Annotated in this window: 20 protein-coding genes and 1 riboswitch; of the genes, 5 read left to right on the plus strand and 15 right to left on the minus strand. The window is 41.3% G+C overall.

The annotated features are described in order from the left end of the window. Positions 1–52: 52 nt before the first annotated feature. Positions 53–1,492: an aminotransferase class V-fold PLP-dependent enzyme gene (locus AB1A65_RS01060; protein WP_366584741.1), complete on the plus strand. Its 1,440-nt coding sequence runs from the start codon at positions 53–55 to the stop codon at positions 1,490–1,492. Between the two features lie 4 nt (positions 1,493–1,496). Here the strand turns inward: AB1A65_RS01060 and AB1A65_RS01065 are convergent, their stop codons facing one another. From AB1A65_RS01065 to AB1A65_RS01100, 8 genes are all read right to left on the minus strand, one after another. Further along, entirely contained in the window at positions 1,497–3,821 is a 2,325-nt protein-coding gene (locus tag AB1A65_RS01065; RefSeq protein ID WP_366584743.1) for a TonB-dependent receptor, read from the minus strand. A 65-nt stretch (positions 3,822–3,886) separates the two neighbouring features. Then, positions 3,887–4,609, minus strand: a complete 723-nt coding sequence (locus tag AB1A65_RS01070) for a helix-turn-helix transcriptional regulator (protein WP_366584745.1) — start codon at positions 4,607–4,609, stop codon at positions 3,887–3,889. Positions 4,610–4,658: 49 nt separating this feature from the next. Beyond that, positions 4,659–5,060 (minus strand): group III truncated hemoglobin, encoded by a 402-nt coding sequence (locus AB1A65_RS01075; RefSeq protein WP_366584747.1) that lies wholly within the window; start codon positions 5,058–5,060, stop codon positions 4,659–4,661. Between the two features lie 2 nt (positions 5,061–5,062). Further along, the gene (locus AB1A65_RS01080) at positions 5,063–5,353 is read right to left on the minus strand and encodes a hypothetical protein (protein WP_366584749.1); all 291 of its coding nucleotides are present in this window, start codon (positions 5,351–5,353) and stop codon (positions 5,063–5,065) included. A gap of 70 nt (positions 5,354–5,423) precedes the next feature. Further along, positions 5,424–5,957: a Crp/Fnr family transcriptional regulator gene (locus tag AB1A65_RS01085; RefSeq protein WP_366584751.1), complete on the minus strand. Its 534-nt coding sequence runs from the start codon at positions 5,955–5,957 to the stop codon at positions 5,424–5,426. 78 nt (positions 5,958–6,035) lie between these two features. Next, positions 6,036–7,121 carry a serine hydrolase domain-containing protein gene (locus tag AB1A65_RS01090; protein WP_366584753.1) on the minus strand — a complete coding sequence of 362 codons (1,086 nt, stop codon included), beginning with the start codon at positions 7,119–7,121 and terminating at the stop codon, positions 6,036–6,038. A gap of 83 nt (positions 7,122–7,204) precedes the next feature. Continuing rightward, complete coding sequence (locus AB1A65_RS01095; protein WP_366584755.1) at positions 7,205–7,978, minus strand: head GIN domain-containing protein; 774 nt, start codon at positions 7,976–7,978, stop codon at positions 7,205–7,207. A gap of 56 nt (positions 7,979–8,034) precedes the next feature. Beyond that, the gene (locus AB1A65_RS01100; protein WP_366584757.1) at positions 8,035–9,135 is read right to left on the minus strand and encodes an acyloxyacyl hydrolase; all 1,101 of its coding nucleotides are present in this window, start codon (positions 9,133–9,135) and stop codon (positions 8,035–8,037) included. Between the two features lie 270 nt (positions 9,136–9,405). Here AB1A65_RS01100 and AB1A65_RS01105 point away from each other — a divergent pair, with 270 nt between their 5' ends. From AB1A65_RS01105 to AB1A65_RS01120, 4 genes are all read left to right on the plus strand, one after another. Next, positions 9,406–11,304, plus strand: coding sequence for a hypothetical protein (locus AB1A65_RS01105; RefSeq protein WP_366584759.1), 1,899 nt, complete (start codon positions 9,406–9,408; stop codon positions 11,302–11,304). A 10-nt stretch (positions 11,305–11,314) separates the two neighbouring features. Beyond that, a complete protein-coding gene (locus tag AB1A65_RS01110; RefSeq protein ID WP_366584761.1) occupies positions 11,315–11,749 on the plus strand; it encodes a hypothetical protein in 435 nt (144 codons plus the stop codon). Positions 11,750–11,829: 80 nt separating this feature from the next. Then, positions 11,830–12,312: a hypothetical protein gene (locus tag AB1A65_RS01115; RefSeq protein ID WP_366584763.1), complete on the plus strand. Its 483-nt coding sequence runs from the start codon at positions 11,830–11,832 to the stop codon at positions 12,310–12,312. A 1-nt stretch (position 12,313) separates the two neighbouring features. After that, entirely contained in the window at positions 12,314–12,748 is a 435-nt protein-coding gene (locus tag AB1A65_RS01120) for a hypothetical protein (protein WP_366584765.1), read from the plus strand. A 28-nt stretch (positions 12,749–12,776) separates the two neighbouring features. Here the strand turns inward: AB1A65_RS01120 and metF are convergent, their stop codons facing one another. The 7 genes from metF to AB1A65_RS01155 all read right to left on the minus strand — a co-directional run bounded on the left by metF (position 12,777) and on the right by AB1A65_RS01155 (position 21,073). Further along, entirely contained in the window at positions 12,777–13,730 is a 954-nt protein-coding gene (metF, locus tag AB1A65_RS01125; RefSeq protein WP_366584767.1) for a methylenetetrahydrofolate reductase [NAD(P)H], read from the minus strand. A 3-nt stretch (positions 13,731–13,733) separates the two neighbouring features. Continuing rightward, complete coding sequence (gene metH / locus AB1A65_RS01130) at positions 13,734–16,403, minus strand: methionine synthase (protein ID WP_366584769.1); 2,670 nt, start codon at positions 16,401–16,403, stop codon at positions 13,734–13,736. A gap of 11 nt (positions 16,404–16,414) precedes the next feature. Next, entirely contained in the window at positions 16,415–16,882 is a 468-nt protein-coding gene (locus AB1A65_RS01135; protein WP_366584771.1) for a hypothetical protein, read from the minus strand. Next, entirely contained in the window at positions 16,866–17,879 is a 1,014-nt protein-coding gene (locus AB1A65_RS01140) for a homocysteine S-methyltransferase family protein (RefSeq protein WP_366585232.1), read from the minus strand. Before AB1A65_RS01140 ends, AB1A65_RS01135 begins: the two co-directional genes overlap by 17 nt. Before the next feature lie 71 nt (positions 17,880–17,950). After that, positions 17,951–18,049: riboswitch (SAM riboswitch) on the minus strand. A gap of 113 nt (positions 18,050–18,162) precedes the next feature. Further along, entirely contained in the window at positions 18,163–18,924 is a 762-nt protein-coding gene (locus AB1A65_RS01145) for an SDR family oxidoreductase (protein WP_366584773.1), read from the minus strand. 83 nt (positions 18,925–19,007) lie between these two features. Further along, the gene (locus tag AB1A65_RS01150) at positions 19,008–19,925 is read right to left on the minus strand and encodes an AraC family transcriptional regulator (protein WP_366584775.1); all 918 of its coding nucleotides are present in this window, start codon (positions 19,923–19,925) and stop codon (positions 19,008–19,010) included. A gap of 86 nt (positions 19,926–20,011) precedes the next feature. Then, the gene (locus AB1A65_RS01155) at positions 20,012–21,073 is read right to left on the minus strand and encodes an NAD(P)/FAD-dependent oxidoreductase (RefSeq protein ID WP_366584777.1); all 1,062 of its coding nucleotides are present in this window, start codon (positions 21,071–21,073) and stop codon (positions 20,012–20,014) included. Positions 21,074–21,083 lie beyond the last annotated feature (10 nt).

A 21,083-nucleotide genomic window follows, 5' to 3' on the forward strand; every position in this document is an offset into this window, starting at 1 on the left:
TTTAGGAATGTTGAATTATGGTACTTTTGCGGTGAATACGTAAAACGATTCCATGAAGAAGAACAGTGCCAGACTTGAAATGTCCAAAGAAGCCATGAAATCCTATGGGTACCAGATTGTGGATGCCCTTGTGGAGCATCACGCCACCCAAAATGAAAAGCTACCTGTGGCCTTGGGTTCCAGAGAAGAAATGGACTCCCTTTTTTTGGAAGAAGCGCCCGAAGAAGGTACCGACCCAACCCAAGTTCTGAACTTTGTTCTGGAAAAAGTCATGACCACCAGTACGTTGATGTCTCATCCAAAATCGTATTCTTTTGTTCCCGGTCCTAGTAATTATATCAGTGCCATGGCCGATACGCTGGCTACTGGTTATAACATTTTTTCGGGTGGATGGGCGGCTTCCCCTGCAGCTGCTGAACTAGAAATCGTTACCATTCAATGGCTGTTGAAGATTTTTGGGTTTCCTAAGAAAAAAGGTGGCGGTATTTTTACCAGTGGAGGTTCCATGGCCAATTTAACGGCTTTGGCAACCGCAAGGCGCATTAAATGTGGAGACGATTTTTCCAAGGCCGTCATTTATCTTTCAGACCAAGCACACTCCTCCAATATTAAGGCCATTCGAGTGTTGGGTTTTAAAAAAGAGCAGATTCGCATTATCCCCACGGACATTGAATTCAAGTTTGCCGTTAACAAACTTAAGAACTGCATTGCCAAAGATAGACTGGAAGGACTTCACCCCTTCTGCTTGATTGCCACATCGGGAACCACTAATACCGGAACGGTTGATCCTTTGATTGAACTGGCCAACATTTGCAAAAAGGAAGATATCTGGTTTCATATTGATGGTGCCTATGGCGCGGCGGCCATTCTTTCCCAAAAGGGGAAACAACTCTTAAAAGGGATTGAAAAAGCAGATTCATTAACAGTTGATCCACATAAATGGTTTTATCAACCCTATGAAATGGGCTGTTTATTGGTACGAAACCACAAACACCTAAGTCATACTTTCACTGAAAAACCGGAATATCTTCGGGATATTGAAGGGAACACTTCAGAAATTAATTTTTACGATCATGGTATCCAGTTAACTCGAAGATTTCGGGCGTTGAAGTTTTACATGTCGCTCAAAACCTTTGGGCTGAAAGAATTTCGTGATGCCATCACCTATAATATCGACTTGGCCGAAGAGGTAGAGTCCAAATTGCGGAGGAGTGCATTTTGGGAGGTTGTTTTTCCCGCGACGTTGGCGGTTATCAACTTCAGGTACAATCCCATCGAGAAAAATTACAGCGAAAAGCAATTGGATGCCCTCAACCAATACATTTCTGAAAAAGTTGTGGCTTCGCGGAAGGCCCTGCTTGTGACAACCTTATTGCATGGCCAGGTGGTACTAAGAATGTGCCTCATTAATCCAAGGACAACACTAGAGGATATTCAAGAAACCTTTGAATTGTGCGAGCATTTTGCAAAGGAAAAAGAGCAGCAATTATAGAAAATCACTTGATTCGGTTTAAATTCTCATCCACATCTTTGTTCTTGAACTTGTTCACCGAATTCCCTCCGAAGCTATATTTCACGGATAGGGCCATTTCCCGTCCATCAGCATAATACGTACCATTGGCCTCCACCCCATTGATGGAATAGCCTTCATCAAAATTCATGGCCTTGGTAATATCGTTGAACCGCAGGGCACATTGGAATTTTTTAAAAATAGTAGTGGTCACGGAAGCATTCAACACCACCATACCATTTCTTTCAATTATACCCTCTTTCCGAGGGGTGAGAGCATACCCACCAACAGACACTATAGTATCTTTGGCCACTTTCAATTGTTGATCGGTATAGACATACAGATAGGGTTGAGCCTTTGTGAACACTGCGGAAGAATCCTTTATTTTGTTGCAGGTCAGGCTCACTGAATTGGTAGAAGACCAACTTTTATGAGAAAACGGCACCGTCAATCCAGCATAAAAACCAGACTCTTTATCCATATTGTTCTCGGCCAGTAGGGCAACAGTGTCGTTTTCGGAATATCCAATCAGAAAATATCTTGGATTTTGGTTGGTATAGACCCCACCAAAGATAGAGGTGTTGCCCACTTGAAGATTCGAGGTAACTTCATTGGTAATGGTCGGAATCAAATCCACATTGTTCCCTGCTTCCAAAAATGGATTAATGAACACCCTTACGGAACTGGTTCTTGAGAAATTGGGCCGGTTGATGTTTCTGGTGTAGTTCAGTGAAAGGGTTTTGGTGCTATCGATGGTAAAGCTCAACCCTACTTTTGGAAATATCCGGGTGTTCTCCCGTTCTACCAACGGCTGTAAATCATTTTTTAGTTGACCTTTGACTTGGTTGTATTCCACTCTTGCTCCCAGATTAAAGTTGAACTTCTCACCTATACGCGACTCAGCATTTGCATAGATGGCATACAAATTTTCTTCATAATCATAGTTGGTGATTTCTTGGTTGCCCGTTCCTGGTAGAATGACCTCACTGAAGGCATCGGCTCGGGCCTCGTTCCAATTCAGCCCAAAATCCAATCGTGAATTTTCCGAGAGGCTCTGTTCAAAATCCACACGAGCAGCCAAGGATTGAATGTTGTAATCTTGGTTTCTGGTCTGGTCTAGCTCTAGTCCTTCATTGTCATAATTGTTTGAAATATCCGTGTGCAACTTCTGGTTAAAAGCAGAATACTGTATTCCCGTAAAAAGGTTCAAATTCTTGTTGAGTTGCTTGTTGAAATTGAAATTGCCACTAAAATAATCTCTCTGGTTATCATTTTGTGTTTCGGAGATGATTTCATTTACCTCGCTCCCATTTTGCAAAAGAGTTTCGGTTTCAAAACCAGCTTTATCCGTTTGGCGACGGAAAATGGTATTAAAAGAAATGTAGTCGTTATCATTGATAGGATAATAAAATCCCAATCCGCTGTTGAGCTGCATTCTCTTATTGTCCGGGATGAGCACCAAATAATCGGAAGAAATATTTTCCTCGGGGATGGCAAACGCAAAGGTGTTGCTCTCCCACTGTCCAATTGTGTTATAGTTAAGGTCCCCTCGAAGGTTCCATTTTCCATTGGAATGATTCCCATTGCCACTGATATAATTGTTTATGTTTTGTCTGAAGGACACCGTTTCACCTAAGGTCACCGCGGTACCTTTTTCAGTGTTTTGCTTTAACTGAATTAAAATTACCGCTCGTCCTTCGGCTTCATATTTTGGGGAAGGATTGTTAATGAGTTCAATACTTTCAATGGAATCAACGGAAAGTGCGATAAACTCATCGAGACTGATACGTTGGTTGCCCAAATACACAAGCGGACTTCCTTTTGCAACCACCGAAATAGATTCCCGATTTGGAGAAATTTGCACATTCGGCAGTTTTGATAACACCTCCAAAGGGTCCACCATAGAAGAAAACACCGGATTCTGGACATCAATCTTAAAATTGCCATTTTTAGTGGTGATGGGATTTTTTAAGGCGACCACCTCAACACTTTTCAACTCGGTCACATCTTCCAGGAGCTGAATGGACAATTCTAGGTTTTCAGAAATACTGATTTCTTGGGAATGGGTTTCATAACCCAATGCCGAAACTTGCAACCAATATTCTTTTTGGGCAACTTCTTTGAATTCAAAACTGCCATCCACCAAAGTGGTGTACTTGACCAAGTCTTCTTTGTTTACAGAATAGAGCAAGACATCCCCAATGGAAATTGGTTGGTTGTAGGCATCAAAAACTTTTCCCTTAATTAAAAATTGTGCTTCTGCATTTACTACTATGCCAATGGTGACGAAAATCGATAGTACATGTTTCAAGGTCATCAGGTTTTGAAACAAAGTAAATTCTGGATGATGCCATTGGAAAATTTAAGTGGTATGAATTAGGTGCTAGTACCTGTGCTGTTTTCAAAAAGTTCTTGGCGATTTCCCACGTTCAGCTTACCATAAATATTGGTGATGTGGCTTTTTACCGTACTTAGGCTTATAAACAGTTCATTGGCTATTTCTTTGTTGCTCTTGCCTTCCAAAATAAGGTTCCGTACCAAAGTTTCCTGTTTGCTCAGCGCTGGAAGAACTGGTTTTCGATGTTTTCTTGCTTGATGGATGGTCAGAAACAATAACGCCACGACAAGTAAAACAAGTCCGTAATTCAACCATTTGCTCTCCTGTAACTGTCTGTCCAAGGCTTCTTGATTCAGATAAGCAAGCTTTTCTTCTAGAAAAAGATATTCTGTTGGGGGAATGTCGCTTTCCTTGAATTTTTCCAACAAATCAATGTAATACTTGGAATTTTCGGCAATATCCCTATTTAATAGATTTTTTTCGTCCAAGACCTTTATGGCCACTAATTTCACTCTAAGTATTTGAAGAGAATCGCGGGCATAGCCAGTCAATTGGTATTCTTTCTCCTTTTGGGACAAAGTTGATGATTGCAGTTGCTCCTCAAAGTATTTGAATTTCTTCCATTCTTTTGAACCCAATTCGGAATGAATGCTGTCCTGTAATACCGTAAAGTCATTAAAAGAGAAACCCTTTGCTTCAACATGCAAATGGCCGGCCATAAAAAGTATGAAAAAAATAAAAAGAGACCTCAACACATCCATTTGGAATAAATTTCCATAAAAATCATGAAGCACGCAAGTGAACAATTTATCAGTTGTTGGCCAACGGCTTTCTTTCTTCAAAAATGGCCATAAACATACGTACACTAATATTTCGAGCCCGTTGCTTTGCTTTTTCGGCATTTGGCCCCTCAAAATGGGCATCCAAAGTTTCCATCCAATGACGGAGCCATATTCCAAAATGGTAATTCTCTATTTTATGACCCACTTTTTTATCCAATTCCGCATGGACTTTTATAGGGTTACCCTTATACTTTTGAACAAAAAGAAGGTTGGTTTCCCAAAAATCGGTCAATTTTTCCATGTGTCCTGGCCAATCCATAATGGTCGAGTTAAAAAAGCCACCAATTTCTGGGTCCTTGCGTACTTTTTCGTAAAAGCGATGTACCAATAGGGATACATCTTTTCTATTTCCAATATCCATTTTACCCATAGCTACATCAAATTTAAAATTAATACTACAGTACTGACCACAATACTTAGAATGAATAAGTTGAAAGTGACCTTTGCTGGTCTTTGCGATAATACTGAGGCATTAAATCCCATGCAGCACATTGTTACCAAAAACAGTTGCACCATTTGCAGGATTCCGGCCCCTTGGATAAGAATATACATTGCGGCAATGGACCCCAAACAACTTTGAATAATGATACCAATAGTGGAGTACCCCCGCTCCCCTTTTTTAAATTCTCTGAGGTTCTTTACATAGAGTTCCATGATTTTCATTGAATTACAATTATGGAACAAAGGTATTGGGGGCCGTGGCCATTAATTTATGACCTACATCATAAAGGTATTATCTGTAGATTTTTCTGCTTTTTATTTGTACCTCCCCTGTGTTCTCAAGCTCTTTTACAGCTCTAATCACCGTTTCCACACGTAATCCTGTGAGATCTGCCAATTGCTGCCTAGAGAGTTCTACGCGATACAATTTATCCCCGGGGATTTTATGAATGTGTTTTTTAAAATAATCCATAAGGTTAAGCAACCGGTCCGTGGCATTCTCTGTAGAAATACCGGCGACCATAGTAGCTTTGTAGTGCAATCGTTTTGCCAAGGTCTTGGTAACTTTTAAATGCGCATCTGGGTTGGATTTGAGCAACTCAAAAAACCTTGACTTTTCCAACTGCCAAACTAGACTATCTTCAACTGCCATGGCATAGGCAGGGTATTTCATTTCACCGAACAAAGGGGGTTCACCAAAACTAGAACCTTTGGAAAACAGACCTTGAATGTACTCTTTACCATCTTCATTAAGGTTACCCATCTTTATTTCACCTGAGATTACTTGATAATAAAATCTGGGTGTGGTATCAATTTCAAAGAGCATTTCTTTTTTTTGAGGCTAACCCTAAGTGCCCCGAATTTTTCCAATAAAGCTTCTGAAATCATGGTTTTTGTTTCAAATTCAAATGAGCGTGATTATGTTCTCCAAGTGGGTTTGCACTTTGGGGTCTGTGCAGTTAATCAATATTGATACGACCATTTCTTCCTTAGGATACACAAAAAAGTTGGTATATGACCCTACACTACTGCCCACATGCCCCACGAAAGACCTTTCCTCAGCATCCTGACTTACTTGAAAGCCCAAACCATAAAAAGTGGGCTTTCCATTAACAGTATGGGAGGTCAGCAACTGCTTATACGTTTCTTTTTTTAGAAGCCTTTGTTGCAATATGGCCTGACCTAATCTTGCAACATCATGACTCGTTGATAAAAATCCGCCACCAGCCAATTTATATGAATTATCTACTGAAATCGCCTTTTTGAAACCATTTGATGTTCTGGTGTAGAACTGTGCTTGCCAGAAATCCCTACCGCTTGCCCCATGCGCGGATTGGCCCTCGACCTGATCAGGTGAAAATGTATAATCCAATCCCAAAGGTTGGAGCACGTTTTCGGCCACATAATCTCGAAAAGGCTTTCCACTGGCCTCCTGCATGGCCAAAGAGAGCAAGACAAAGTCAAAACTATTGTACAAATACCCGCTACCAGGCTCAAAAAGTAGTGGATCATTCTTAAAAACCGCAATACTATCTTTTATGGAAAAATTTTGGTTCAAAGCATATTCTTTTCCACGATACCCTCGAATTCCTGCCGTGTGACTGGCCAGCTGTCTTAATGTAAAATCATATCGTTTTTTGGGATAATACGGTACATATTGATAAAATGAGCCATCCAAATCCACAATACCTTCTTCCATCATTCTTCCTAAAGCCAATCCTGTAATGCATTTGGATATACTGGCAATTCGGAATAGGGTCCGTTCTGGATCAATTGGAATCTTCTGCTCCAAATTCGCAGAACCGTATCCTTTCTTTAGTAGCGTTTCACCTTTTTTGAGAATGGTGACCGATAGCCCTGGCACCTGCTTTTCAATCACGAGATTATGAAAAATTGCATCAACCTTTTCCATACCCTTAAGTCCCCTGACCGATTTACTTCTTGGAGTGCTGGAAAACAATTGTTTGATATGTGCAAAAAGTGAGTTCAAAAGCAGTGATTTCTTTCTCCGAACATAGTGAGAAATCCAAAGACCGGAAAAGGAAATTTGGTTTAATTGAATTGAATAAAAATTCAATCTTGAAAAATAAGCCTGCCATTAAAAAGTTGCTCAACATCCACCTCGGGCGGTGTGTTTTTACTGATTACATCTCCAGTACCCCGAATTACACCACTTAAGCTTTGCTGTGGATTGATGAAAACATCATTGGAACCTCTGTGGTTTATAACAACATTTTGGGAAACAAGATTCTCAGCTTCAATCCGCGAATCCCCAGCGGCAACAGTGACATTAAAGTTGGTAGTGGCGCCGCCAACTTTAAAATAGGCTATGCCGTTCACTACAATTCTGACGGTAGTGGAATTCACTTCCAAATCAAATGAGCCATCTGTGGTTTCGGCCTCCGGATTTGTAAAACTCTCCGAAATCAGGGTTAAGTTGGGGTACTCTAAAACGCCATCGCTGGAAATCAGCAGTCCAGTACTACTCCGTATTTCAGAAATATTGGGAGAAGTGACATAAATGGTGGTGAGACCGTATTCCCGAACATAATTGCAGCTATTTTCATTTCTTAGAATAAGTCGGTCCCCATCCACTTTTGCAGAAACATCATTACGAAGGAATTCTCCAGTTTCAATTGCAACGCTTTGTTCATCTCCCTGCTTCAATACTAGATTGAGGTTCTCAAAAACTGTAATGGTATTAAAATCGGGAACGGCAACTGTTTCGAGAACTGTTTCCCCAGCATTTTGGAAGCAGTCTGGAACGTTGTCGCCGTTGCAGGACATCAACACTAAGGCTGAAAAGAATAACATGCACCTATCAACTGCCCCTTCGACTGTGCTCATGGTGACATTCTCATTTTTATATAGTCTTCTCAATACTAACATCTCAAATCTCCATACTACAATCTAATCCCTATTCCGAATTCAACAGCTTCTGCTTTGGCGCCATGTGATTTTAAGGTGATGGCCCCAAAGACTTTATCCCTAAAATACCTCTTCATTCCTACTCTATTGTACATTCTTCCCTCAAAATCAAAAGGATAGTACACATAGTATCCCAATTGGGCCACAACACTCAACTTATTCACAAAAAGTTCATGCCCAACAAACAGACCCACTCTTTTATAATCTGTGTCAGCCGCTACGTCCATTTCAGGAAAGGAGGTGGACTGAAATCGAATCAATTCCTTTAGAAAGTTGGAAAAAAAAACATCCGCTCCCAATTGAATAGCGCTTCTTTTTCCCAGACGCTTATCGGCATAGGCTGATAGAATCCAAAATCCGTATCTACCCGAATTTATGACATCACTCTCGTTCACCCCTCCACGTAGCGCAAGGTTATATCGAATTGGCTCCGTTACTTTTTCTTTGGGAACAGGTTCCAAATATTCATAAACCTTTCCTCCATCCAAATCATAGGTCAGTCCAAAATTCACGGCCATGGTGTTTGTAGAAGTATTGGGTGCCTTAAAATTGGCATTGGAATAATGGATAAGCGATAAGCCTGCCTTAACACCCAGTCCTTCAAACAAATTCTCTTTATGGTAATTGAACATGACCATGGTAGTACTCAGCAGATGGCTACCATAGGCATTATTCCTAAAGTTTTTATTCTTATCATACGGATTGGTGTTGTAGGCTACTCCTTGCGCGACCCGTAACTGAAGGTTTCTCCTGAAAAAATAAAAGTTATAATGCGCGTACAACCCAAAATTTTTTCCAAGGGTGGGATTGTTCATATCTTGATACACAAACGAAAACCCAGTATCAGGATATCCCAAGCTGGCTTCCCAATCCTCGTGTCCAAAACGTTTTCGATTAAATCCCAAAATAATCCCTCCGGGATGGTTGGTTATCAGATGTGAAATATCTGTGTTGTGCAAGAGAATGGAACCATAGAACTGGCTGACATCCAGCACATATTTCTTCGGAATCTCATCGTCTTGGGAAAACCCAAAAGCAAAGCACAAGCAGAAAATAAAACAGAAAAGGGGCCTCATGGGGCACTAAAGTAGGAAAAATAAAGCACCCAAGGGAGTTCAATTTTGACATACCCTGATGGTCACAATACTGGAGCTTAAAATACCTGCCAGATTTATTGCACATAAGTGTTCTATTGACTCAAAAAGCCCATTCATCAATTGAAAACCAGGATTAGTCAATTGGAATAATTGAAAGTAAATTCTTGTAGGTTCCTTGCTCCAAAGCTTCCAATTTTTTAGGAAATATTTTCTTAATCGGATGCAACAAGAATCCCAAATCTATATAAAATGAAAAAATCGAACTTAAAACGAGCTATTGTGTCATTGTTTTGCATGACGCTATTATTATCCTGTCAAAAAGAAGAAACCCAACCCATGATGCAAAGTGGAGAGGCACAAATTGAGGAAACAGATAGTAAGTCAATTGTTTTAGGGCAAAAACTTGAAATCCCTTACACCGTGGAGAACATGCAAACGGCTTTTGACAATCTCCTGTTCAACCTAAAAGGCAAATCCAAACACAGCAAACTGGCCAAGACCTATAAGGATGAAGAAGGCATTGAGGTACTTCCCTCCCACTACTACTATCGCTTCTTGCCCAAGGACAGTCTGGAGCATGACCTACTAGTAAAGGATACCGTCCTTCAAGTGTCCAATATACCCCTGCATTACGAAATTGAGGAGGAAGGTGATTTTTATCATGACCCCGAACTGGAAGGCGATGAGAGAGCGGATGGTCTTTCTTATCTTTATGCCGTTGTCCCTTATGATTATCCAATCCCTGAAGAAATACAAAATGAACGCTTGGACAATATGTATTTTGCCCCAGAACTGGACAAAGAAGAACCCGAAGAGGGTGAAATTGTGGTAAAACAACCCCAGAACAAAACTACCAAGGACATCCTTACCGTGGACGAGAACGGGGAGGTTTTTGAATACTTGGAACTTGAGGCACTAAAACTGACCAATAACTTGGAAGAAGATGAACTTGCTGTGCTAAAATTTTATCTGCCCAATGATTCTTCAGGCATGCTTTATAGTTATGAAGAAGCTTCTCAACTAGGCTATCAACAAAAAGACCTGGTCATAGATTTGGTTTCTGTTGAAACTTTATTGGAGCAAGAGACCCTAGCCAACCGCCGTAAATGGTATCCCAGCGGAAAAATTACAGTACAGGAAGATGCGGTGAACAAAACCGTTGGGGTTATGGGTGCTGAGGTTAAAGTACGCAAGTGGGGGCTTTTGGTGATTCGTAGGGCGCGTACTGACCGCAATGGTAATTTCAGAACCAGTAGAACCCGGACCAAACGGGTAAAATATGCAGTGCACTTTAACAGTGACAGTAGAAGGTTTAGAATCATGGCGGGGAATATGCTTGTAAGAGCAAAGCACCGGGGTACCCGCAAATACAAAAGGGCACCGTGGAATCAGCACTTTTCTTATGGCCGAAGCAAGTTCTATGCCTTGGTACACAATGCTGTTTATGATTTTTACGATAGGGCTGTGGGCAAGTTTGGATTACATCACCCCAACCAAAGCTGGTTACGGATAAGTGCAAAATATAACCAAGAGTCTGGAGACCACTTGGACATTAACCCTGGTGGAAAGTTTACGCTTTTACCTTATGCTGAAATACGGGTAGGCAGGCTGGATGATGGAAGGGCCATGGCCAGTGATGAAATTTACGCATTAGTTTCCCATGAAATGGCCCACGCCAGCCATTACCGAATGGATCGGGATTTCTTTATAAATATTAGGGCTGCCGGATGTACCTTGCAAACCATGGCCGAAAGTTGGGCTACAGGTGTTGAGACCGAAGTTACAAATGATAGGTATCTTGGACTAAGCTCTAACTATGTTTCTACTGGAAGTTATAGGAATTACCGACCTTTAAATTTATTTAACTCAGAAAGACAGGCAAGAGAAATCAAGCATAAGAGCAATAATGAATATACCCCAATCGTAATTGATCTTATAGACGATTTTAACCAAAGGTTTGAGCTTAGTATTTTAGCTTTACCTATTGATAGAGTAAAAGGTTATAGTTTGAAACAAATACAAACTTCCTTGAATCACGCACGTGGCCCCCATGGCTGGAAAGAGCGGTTAAAAAGTCAACATTATAATTCAACTGAAGGTTTTATTGATGAATTATTTGGAGTCTACATGTTTGACAACTGTAAATAAACTTGATATTATGTTAAAAAGACTTTTTTTATTATCCTTTTTCCTTACAATCATTTGTTGCGGTATTATTGAGGATACCTCGGAACCAACCTTAACGTACACCTATATCATAAAAAACCTAACTGGTTCTGAACTATTGATAATTAGTGATTTCGGAAGAGAACAATTGACTCCCAATAATAGTGAGTTTATATGTGAGACTATTTCTTCCGAAGGATATTTAGGTGGCCTTTGCTCTGGTGAACTTGAAATTCGTATTCCAAACACCAACACAGGATACCGTTGTATTGGGAGACCTAAGCTTTCTGAAAATCTATGTTTTGTTGAAGACCATTTGCTTTTTACCATATCTGAAGGCACAATTTTCACAGAAATCAAAACCCGAACTTATGAATACGTTTTGACCTCAGACCTTTTGGACAACGCCTTTGTATTACCTGAGTAGATTTAGAAAAATCCTTAGAATCCAAATAGTAAAAACACCTCCTAGGCAACCGCCTTGATGTTATCAGATTTTCCCATGAAATGGCCCACGCCAGCCATTACCGAATGGATCGGGATTTCTTTATAAATATTAGGGCTGCCGGATGTACCTTGCAAACCATGGCCGAAAGTTGGGCTATAGGTGTTGAGACCGAAGTTACCAATAACCGTTACAGGGAGTTGAATTCAAATTATCGTGCAACGGGCAGTATTGGAAACAACTTCCCTTTGAACCTATATAAATCGGACAAACAAAATAGAGAGATAAAACACGGTAGCAACTATGAATATACTCCCATTGTCATAGACTTAATAGACGATTTCAATCAAAGAGTAGAATTCAACAACCCCGCAAGACCTGTGGACAGAGTAAAAGGGTACACTCTTAAACAGATTCAGAGTTCTTTACATGGAACTCGAGGCCCTCATAGTTGGAAACAACGTTTAAAAAGTCAACATAATAATCCTACTGAAGGTTATGTTGACGAATTGTTTAATGAATATATGTACGATAACTGTAGGTAACATGAAAAAATGTATAGCTTTTTACATAATTTTTATTTTATATAGCTGTGGCAGTGGACTAGAATATGATGGCCCTGACTCACGTACCTATACTTACATTCTAAGAAACAATACCAATGTTCAACTATTAATCAAAAGTGACCAAGAATTTACGGAATTAGTACAAGATGGCGGGAAATTTCAATGTGAAATTGTTGCTGAGGATGGTTATGGTGGTGCTCTTTGCTCTTTAGAACTTGAAATTCGCATTCCTAACTCCAACAGAGGATACCGTTGTTTTGGATTAGCTTCAGATATAGAAGGTTTGTGCTTTGTAGAGGACTTTAGAGTATTTACAATATCAGAAGGCACAATTTTTACAGAAATCAATACCCGAACTTATGAATACGTTTTGACCCCAGACCTTTTGGACAATGCCTTTGAATTACCTGAGTAGATTTAAAAAAATCCTTAAAATCCAAATACTAAAACAACTCCTTGGCAACCGCTTTAATGTTATCCGATTTTCCCATGGAATAATAATGCAAAACGGGCACCCCAGCTTCCTTCAGTTCCTTGGATTGCTGAATGCACCATTCCACACCAACCTGACGGACATCCTTATTGGTCTTGCAGGACTCAACAGCATCTACCAAATCTTGTGGAATGTCCACCCGGAAGACTTGGGGCAGCAACTGTAAATGCCTTTTTACCGCGATAGGCTTAATGCCTGGAATAATGGGCACATCAATACCCATTTCGCGGGCCGCTTCCACAAAGGCAAAGAATTTTTTATTATCAAAGAACATCTGCGTCACCACATAATCGGCACCCAGTTCCACTTTTTCCTTCAACCGTTTTAAATCAGATTTAAGGGAAGGAGCTTCCATGTGCTTCTCTGGATACCCTGCTACCCCAATGCAAAAATCAGAGCAATTGTCCGTTTCTATCATTTCATGGAGATAGTTGCCGCAATTTATGTCTTGGATTTGCTTTACCAATTCAGATGCGTATAGATGCCCACCTTTGGTAGGGGCAAAATACTTTTCCTCTTTCATGGCGTCACCGCGTAGGGCCATTACATTTTCTATGCCCAAATAATGGCAATCCACCAACAAATACTCCGTTTCCTCTTTAGTAAAACCACCACAAAGTACATGGGGCACGGTGTCTACGTCATACTTATGCTTTATGGAGGCACAGATACCCAAGGTTCCTGGACGCATACGGGTGAGTTTTTTGTCCAAGAGCCCATCCCTATCAATGTACACATACTCCTCTCTGGATGTGGTGACATCGATAAATGGCGGATTAAATTCCATTAAAGGATCAATATTGTCATACAGTTCCTGAATGCTCTTCCCCTTTACCGGAGGTATAATTTCAAAACTAAAAAGGGTTTTCCCTTTTGCTTTTTTAATATGGTCGGTTACTTTCATGCTTTATGTTTCAACTATATTAGGAGCCAGCCACTTTTGGGCTTCCTCCAGTTTTATGTTTTTTCTTTTGGCAAAATCCGCTACTTGATCTTGCTCTATTTTCCCCAATCCAAAATATTTTGCTTGCGGATGTGCAAAATAGTAGCCACTAACACTGGCCGCTGGCCACATGGCCAGACTTTCAGTAAGTTCCACTCCAATCCTCTCTTTTACGCCCAGTAGTTCCCAAATGGTGATTTTCTCCAGATGGTCGGGACAGGCGGGATAACCCGGTGCGGGTCGGATTCCTTGGTATTTTTCTTTGATGAGAGCATTGTTGTCCAAATTTTCATCTACTGCGTAGCCCCATTGTTTTGTACGCACTTCTTTATGAAGATATTCCGCAAATGCTTCCGCCAAACGATCAGCCAAAGCTTTGATCATAATGGAATTGTAATCATCATGCTCTTTTTCAAATTTGGCGGCCAACTCTTGGGTGCCAAATCCTGCACTTACACAAAAACAGCCTACATAATCTTGAATTCCAGAATCTTTCGGAGCGATGAAATCCGCAAGGGCGATGTTGGGAACTCCTTCCCGTTTTTTGAGTTGCTGACGAAGGGTTCTAAAAACGAAGGTTTCATCATCTTTATCAACTTCAATGTCATCCTCATCAATTTGATGGGCAGGGAAGAGCCCAAAAACTGCCTTTGCTTTCAATAATTTTTCGTCCAAGATTCGTTTCAGAAGTTCTTTGGCATCCTTGAAAAGTTCTTTGGCCTGCTCACCCACTATATCATCAGTTAATATATCTGGATATTTCCCATGCAAATCCCAACCGCGGAAGAAAGGGGACCAATCAATAAAACCCTCCAGTTTGGTCAAATCAAAATCATCCCAAACCTCTATGCCCAATTTGTTAGGTTTTTTAATATCAGAGGAGTTCCAATCAATCTGAAATTTATTCTCCCTAGCCTGTCTCAGGGACAAATATTCCTTTGTCCGTGAACGACTCAGGAACTTATCCCTAAAGCTCTCATAATCCAGTTTAATGGATTTTTTATAGTTGATGGAGGTTTCATCTTGAAGTAAATCGCCTACCACGGTTACCGCTCTAGAGGCGTCGTTAACATGTACCACTGACTTGCTGTACACAGGGTCTATTTTTACCGCGGTATGGGCCTTGCTTGTGGTGGCACCTCCAATCAAAAGGGGAACATCAAAGTTTTGACGCTCCATTTCCTTGGCCAAAAAGACCATTTCATCCAAGGATGGGGTAATCAATCCGCTGAGACCAATAATATCCACTTGTTCTTCCTTGGCTTTATTGATGATTTTTTCCGGAGGAACCATCACGCCCAAATCTACAATCTCATAGTTATTACAGGCCAATACGACGCTCACAATGTTTTTACCAATATCGTGCACATCCCCTTTTACGGTGGCCATCAATATTTTTCCGGCGGCTTTGGCATCCTTATCTTTCGATGCTTCAATATAGGGTGTTAAGTAGGCTACTGCTTTTTTCATGACCCTGGCCGATTTCACCACTTGGGGTAGAAACATTTTTCCACTTCCGAATAAATCCCCTACCACATTCATTCCGGTCATCAAGTTACCTTCTATAACCTCCAAAGGTTTGGCGGCTTGTTGACGAGCCTCTTCGACATCTTCAATGATATATTGATCTATCCCTTTGACCAAGGCACGGGTAATTCGGTCTTGAAGAGGCTCTTCTCTCCAAGACAAATCAACCTTGCTTTCTTTGGCTGTACCCACAACCGTCTCAGCAAATTCCAATAGGCGTTCGGTAGCATCATCCCGCCTATCCAAAAGCACATCCTCCACATATTCCAATAGATCCTTGGGGATATCGTCGTACACCTCCAATAGAGTAGGGTTTACAATTCCGATGTTCATCCCGGCCTTAATGGCATGATACAAAAAGGCCGAGTTAATGGCCTCACGAACGGGGTTGTTCCCCCGGAAGGAGAATGAAACGTTACTTACCCCACCACTGACGCTGCAATAGGGAAGATTTTCCTTCACCCAACGCGTAGCCTCTATAAAATCAATAGCATTGCGCCTATGTTCTTCCATTCCCGTGGCCACAGGAAAAATATTAAGGTCGAAAATGATATCCTCTGGTGGAAAATTCACCTTATTCACCAAAACATCGTAAGACCGATTCGCGATTTCGATTCGACGCTCCAAATTATCAGCCTGACCCACTTCATCAAAAGCCATGACAATCACCGCCGCACCATAGCGCTTGATCAATTTGGCATGCCGGATAAATTCTTCCTCTCCTTCCTTTAAGCTGATGGAGTTCACCACACATTTTCCCTGCACCACCTGAAGACCAGCTTCGATAATTTCCCATTTGGAACTATCAATCATAATGGGCACGCGGGCAATATCAGGTTCAGAAACAATTAGATTCAAAAATCTGACCATAGCCACTTTTCCATCAATGAGGCCATCATCCATGTTCACATCAATAATCTGGGCACCGCCCTCCACTTGATCACGTGCAATGTCAAGGGCTTCGTCAAATTTTTCTTCTTTGATGAGTCTTAAAAACCGTTTGGAACCGGCCACATTGGTTCGTTCCCCTACATTGATGAAATTACTTTCTGGGGTAATTACCAAGGGCTCAAGTCCAGATAATTTTAAAGGTCTTATTTGGGTCATGAATCGATTTCTTACTTGATTCTAATATATTTCTCCACGATATGCCTTTTGATACCAACTTCGGGCACATCCTCTATCCCAGATTGAATCAGTGTATCTCCCTTAATCTCAATAGTAAAGGGAAATTTATGTCCTCTAAGTTCATTTACACCAATATAATCCAGCTGTTCCACGTAGGCATTCCCTTCCAAGGTATATGTACCTGCACCTCCATAGAATCCTTCGGTACTACCCTTTACTTGATTGAAAAAAGCGAAATGGTCCTTGTTCAAAATCTTTATAAACTCTGTATTGGATAGATTCTTTATTTCTAGGGAGTCTGCCGTTTTTATTTCACCGTATACCAGTTGCCAAGTTCCTATGATGTCATTTTTCATGCGGGAAGCGACAACGGTTTCCTTACCCTTTTCTTTCTCTGCGCAGGATATCAAAACCGCCAAAATCAATATTAAAATGAAACTATTATACACTTTCTTCATGCTCAAATTTGAGTTTTCTGGGAGTATATTGCTTTACAAGGTCGGCTATGGCTTTAATGTGCTCTGGAGTAGTACCACAACATCCGCCTACAATATGTACCAAGCCTTTTTCCACATATTCCTTGATTTGAGCGGCCATCTGCTCCGGGGTTTCATCATATTCCCCAAAGGCATTGGGCAATCCCGCATTGGGGTGGGCAGAAGTGGCAAATTCTGATTTGGCCGAAATCACCTCTAGGTGCGGTGTCAATTGTTTCGCTCCCAAAGCACAATTGAATCCAACGGATAAAATGGGAATGTGGGACACAGAAATAAGAAAAGCCTCCGCCGTTTGCCCCGATAAGGTCCGCCCGGAAGCATCTGTAATGGTACCACTCACCATGATGGGCACTTCAATATTGCGTTGATCCTTTACTTCTTCAATAGCAAACAGCGCAGCCTTTGCATTAAGGGTATCGAAAATAGTTTCTACCAATAAAATATCGGAACCACCATCGAGCAGGGCTTCAACTTGTTGTTTATACGCTTTTCGGAGCTCATCAAAAGAAACTGCTCTATAACCAGGGTCATTCACATCGGGTGACATACTGGCTGTTTTGTTGGTTGGGCCAATACTCCCTGCTACAAATCTGGGTTTATCCGGTTCTTTGGCCGTAAATTCCTCGGCTACTTGTTTAGCAATTTTCGCGGATTCATAATTCAGTTCGTACACCAATTCCTCCATACCGTAGTCGGCCATGGCAATGGTTGTCCCTGAAAAGGTATTGGTCTCCACAATATCGGCCCCCGCTTCAAAATATTTCCTGTGGACCTCAGCAATGGCCTTGGGCTGGGTCAATGATAACAGGTCATTGTTCCCCTGTAGATCACTGGGCCAATCTTTAAACCGGTCGCCCCTAAAATCCGCTTCTGTAAATTTATAGCGCTGCAACATGGTACCCATGGCCCCGTCCAGGACCAGAATTCGTTTTTGCAGAATGTCTTCAATTTTTTCCATAATACAATCTCCCATATAAAAGGATATGCGGAATCAAGAAAATGTGGAAAATACGGTTGGAATGTATTCTTTTGTTATCCTTCCCAATCGGGTAGAATGTAGCACCTTCTCGAAGTCGAGGGTTGCTAAGGCTTCAAAGGGTCCAATCCCTCCACCTTTCTTGATAACCTTTCAAGTTTTAAATGAACTGCGATGCAAAGTAACGGCACTCAAGACTGAAAAGCAAAAAAAGAGCCGCTATTTTTCATATTTGCGGCTCTTTTGTAAAATATGTAACAGAAGGCTAAATCATCATCCCTCCAGAGACTTCAATGCGCTGCGCATTGACCCATTTTGCATCATCCGTGCATAAGAAGGCTACGACACCTCCTATATCGCTGGGAATCCCCACTCGACCCAAAGCGGTAAAATTGACAATGGCGGTTCGTTTGCCTTCATCAGTTTTATTGGTTCCACCTCCAAAATCGGTTTCAATGGCACCCGGAGCCACAACATTTGCCCTAATTTTTCGAGCACCCAATTCCTTGGCCTGATATCGCGTAAGTGCCTCAACAGCAGCTTTCATGGATCCATATACCGCATAACCTGGGAAGGAAAAACGGGCCAATCCGCTTGAAATATTCACAATTCCTCCGCCATCGGCAAGAATGGGCAATAGGGTTTGTGTAAGCAAATACACCCCTTTAAAATGAATATCCACCAGAACATCCAATTGCTCTTCCGTGGTTTTGCCAATGGGCGTGTCTATACCAACCCCGGCATTGTTGATCAAGAAGTCAATCTTTTCAGCTCCAAAATGGGAAGCTATGCCTTTTTTTACCTCTTCTGAAAAGGAACTAAAGCTTTGGATATTGGCTACATCCAGTTGCAATGCATAGGCTTTTTGACCTATTTTTTCAATCTCACTTATGGTTTTATCGGCTTCTTCCTTGTTGCTTCGGTAGGTCAATACAACATTCAGTCCTTTTTTGGCCAGGTTGATAGCCATGTCCTCACCAAGTCCACGGCTTCCACCCGTTACCAATGCTATTTTTTCTTTGCTCATTCTATTTGATTTTTGATTCAAGAGCAAAATTAGCTAGGCATGCATGGCATGGGTTGCACGTATCAAACGCTTTTTTGTAAAAATCAAACTTTTATTTCCTTTCTGAATTGTAACGGCGAAAGAGTAGAGTATTTTTTGAAGAAATTGGAAAAATGGGCCACTTCCTCAAAACCTAAACCATATGCGACCTCAGAAATGTTCCAATCCGTATTATTGAGGAGGATTTTGGCTTCTTCAAAGATTCGGGAATGAATTATGGCCGTTGTGGTGCTTCCCGTGGTTTCTTTCAGCACCTTGTTTAAATGGTTGGGGTGCACTGCCAAACGTTCCGCAAAATCGTTGGCTGTTTTTAACCCCAATCTCTGTGAAGGTGAGTTTATTGGAAATTGGCGTTCCAGTAGTTCCACAAACAAATCGGTAATCCGGGTAGCTGCACTTTTACCATTTTCAAGGGGTTCCACTGGGTTCAATTTTTGCCCCAAGTGCAAGAGCTCAATCACATACGCCCTAATCAAATCAAATTTATAGGGATAGTCGGACGAAAGCTCCGTATTTATTTTTGCAAATAACTGCTCCAACTCCTTGTAGTTCTCATCCGAAATATTGAAAATGGGATATCCTCCCGGTTGAAACAAGGGCAGGTTGTCTAAAATTACCCCACTCTTGTCCTTTGATAAAAAAGTATCGGTAAAAACACAGAAATACCCCGATTGATCACTATCCAACGGAACATAGCGGTACGGGATCTTCGGGGAAGCAAACAACAAAGCCTTATTCTCTATATGGATTGACTTATCGGCATACTCAGCTTTGTTTCTCCCATTGATAAGACTTATTTTGAAGTAGGAGCGTTGATCATAACGCATCTCCCCTTTGTTCAAACGAGCGCGATATTCATCAATCTTAAAAACATTGAAGTGCCCAACATCCTTTCCAATATTATCTGGAATGGGTAAACTGAGCTTACTGTAAAAATCGCGTAAGGTGAACAGACTTTGCATACAGTTGTAAAATTCAAATATAGCGGATAAAAAAACACCTTCCTAAATTGCTTCGGGAAGGTGCTTCATCAAAAATTGATTTTACACTAATTGATGCTCTGCACCACTTCTTTTTTGGCTTCTTTTTTGGAACCATCGAATCCTTCAACGCCGCCAACAGTGGTATACTTCATTACATATCGCTTATCTGGATTGATAATTTGATAGGCGAACTGACACATAACTGCGGCCTCATGGAATCCAGAGAGAATCAATTTTAGTTTACCGGGATAGGTATTTACGTCACCGATGGCAAATACTCCTGGAATATTGGTCTGATAGTCCTTGGCGTTGTTCACTTTTATAGCGTTCTTTTCAATTTCCAAGCCCCAACTTCCGATGGGCCCCAGTTTTGGGGATAGACCAAACAGTGGAATAAAGAAGTCCGTTTCAACATAGGTCTGTTCTTTTGTTTCATCATTATATTTGATGACAACGGCATGAAGATCATCCTTACCATGGATTTCTTTTACCTCGGCTTCGGTGTACAACTGAATTTTACCTAGTTTGGCCAATTCCCGTGCTTTTTCCACAGAATCCAGCGCACCCCTAAACTCATTTCTTCGGTGAACCAAAGAAACTTCAGAAGCAACGTCTGCCAAGAAAATAGCCCAATCCAAAGCAGAATCACCTCCCCCTGAAATCACTACTTTCTTGTTTCGGAACTGCTCGGGGTCTTTAATCATGTACTCAACTCCTTTACTCTCGAACAACCCAATATTGGGAATCATTGGTTTTCTAGGTTCAAAAGACCCCAATCCACCTGCAATGACAACCACGGGTGCATGGTGCTGGGTACCCTTTGTGGTGGTTACAATGAATGAACCATCCTCTTGTTTCTCCAATGTTTCTGCACGCTCACCTAAAGTGAATCCGGGCTCAAAGGGCTTAATTTGTTCCATCAGTTTGTCCACTAGATCCCCGGCCAGAATCTCTGGGTAGGCGGGAATATCATAAATTGGCTTTTTTGGGTAAATCTCTGAACATTGCCCTCCTGGTTGTGCCAGCGCATCAATCAAATGGCATTTCAACTTTAGTAACCCTGCTTCAAATACGGTGAACAAACCTGTTGGTCCTGCTCCAATAATTAGTATGTCTGTTTTGATCATAATCTTGCTT

It is taken from the genome of Allomuricauda sp. ANG21, assembly GCF_040705235.1.
Classification (GTDB): domain Bacteria; phylum Bacteroidota; class Bacteroidia; order Flavobacteriales; family Flavobacteriaceae; genus Flagellimonas; species Flagellimonas marina.

Excerpts from the sequence above, each read along its gene's own strand:
- AB1A65_RS01060 (WP_366584741.1), top strand. The coding sequence starts at position 53 with ATGAAGAAGAACAGTGCCAGACTTGAAATGTCCAAAGAAGCCATGAAA.
- AB1A65_RS01070 (WP_366584745.1), bottom strand. The coding sequence starts at position 4,609 with ATGGATGTGTTGAGGTCTCTTTTTATTTTTTTCATACTTTTTATGGCC.
- AB1A65_RS01075 (WP_366584747.1), bottom strand. The coding sequence starts at position 5,060 with ATGGGTAAAATGGATATTGGAAATAGAAAAGATGTATCCCTATTGGTA.
- AB1A65_RS01080 (WP_366584749.1), bottom strand. The coding sequence starts at position 5,353 with ATGAAAATCATGGAACTCTATGTAAAGAACCTCAGAGAATTTAAAAAA.
- AB1A65_RS01085 (WP_366584751.1), bottom strand. The coding sequence starts at position 5,957 with ATGCTCTTTGAAATTGATACCACACCCAGATTTTATTATCAAGTAATC.
- AB1A65_RS01095 (WP_366584755.1), bottom strand. The coding sequence starts at position 7,978 with ATGAGCACAGTCGAAGGGGCAGTTGATAGGTGCATGTTATTCTTTTCA.
- AB1A65_RS01100 (WP_366584757.1), bottom strand. The coding sequence starts at position 9,135 with ATGAGGCCCCTTTTCTGTTTTATTTTCTGCTTGTGCTTTGCTTTTGGG.
- AB1A65_RS01105 (WP_366584759.1), top strand. The coding sequence starts at position 9,406 with ATGAAAAAATCGAACTTAAAACGAGCTATTGTGTCATTGTTTTGCATG.
- AB1A65_RS01110 (WP_366584761.1), top strand. The coding sequence starts at position 11,315 with ATGTTAAAAAGACTTTTTTTATTATCCTTTTTCCTTACAATCATTTGT.
- AB1A65_RS01115 (WP_366584763.1), top strand. The coding sequence starts at position 11,830 with ATGGCCCACGCCAGCCATTACCGAATGGATCGGGATTTCTTTATAAAT.
- AB1A65_RS01120 (WP_366584765.1), top strand. The coding sequence starts at position 12,314 with ATGAAAAAATGTATAGCTTTTTACATAATTTTTATTTTATATAGCTGT.
- metF (WP_366584767.1), bottom strand. The coding sequence starts at position 13,730 with ATGAAAGTAACCGACCATATTAAAAAAGCAAAAGGGAAAACCCTTTTT.
- metH (WP_366584769.1), bottom strand. The coding sequence starts at position 16,403 with ATGACCCAAATAAGACCTTTAAAATTATCTGGACTTGAGCCCTTGGTA.
- AB1A65_RS01135 (WP_366584771.1), bottom strand. The coding sequence starts at position 16,882 with ATGAAGAAAGTGTATAATAGTTTCATTTTAATATTGATTTTGGCGGTT.
- AB1A65_RS01140 (WP_366585232.1), bottom strand. The coding sequence starts at position 17,879 with ATGGAAAAAATTGAAGACATTCTGCAAAAACGAATTCTGGTCCTGGAC.
- AB1A65_RS01145 (WP_366584773.1), bottom strand. The coding sequence starts at position 18,924 with ATGAGCAAAGAAAAAATAGCATTGGTAACGGGTGGAAGCCGTGGACTT.
- AB1A65_RS01150 (WP_366584775.1), bottom strand. The coding sequence starts at position 19,925 with ATGCAAAGTCTGTTCACCTTACGCGATTTTTACAGTAAGCTCAGTTTA.
- AB1A65_RS01155 (WP_366584777.1), bottom strand. The coding sequence starts at position 21,073 with ATGATCAAAACAGACATACTAATTATTGGAGCAGGACCAACAGGTTTG.